The sequence below is a fragment of the Sedimenticola sp. genome, assembly GCF_050289425.1.
GTDB lineage: Bacteria > Pseudomonadota > Gammaproteobacteria > Chromatiales > Chromatiaceae > Sedimenticola.
The window spans coordinates 247-508 of the sequence record NZ_JBNKFS010000101.1 but is presented as its reverse complement, the minus strand read 5'-3'; the positions used below and the strand labels follow the sequence as shown (position 1 = coordinate 508).

Below are 262 nucleotides of genomic sequence, written 5' to 3'. Positions count from 1 at the left end.
GTGAGATAAAAGGCGATGACCATATTGCTAAAGTCGCTATTGTCGGTGTTGGTATGCGCTCACATGTTGGCGTTGCAAGCCAAATGTTTCGCACATTATCAGAAGAAGGCATTAACATACAGATGATTTCTACCAGTGAAATCAAAGTAGCAGTTGTGATAGAAGAAAAATACATGGAATTAGCTGTACGCGTTTTGCACAAAGCTTTTGAACTGGATGAAGCGTAAGATAAAGACAATGGATTCGTCTTTTTCATTGATTT

Annotated in this window: 1 protein-coding gene; it reads left to right on the top strand. The window is 38.5% G+C overall.

Annotated elements, in window-relative coordinates; all coding sequences use genetic code 11:
- The coding region (locus tag ACQY5R_RS18370) for an ACT domain-containing protein (protein ID WP_428610733.1) at positions 1-227 on the top strand (227 nt) is incomplete at its 5' end.
- Between the last annotated feature and the right edge of the window lie 35 nt (positions 228-262).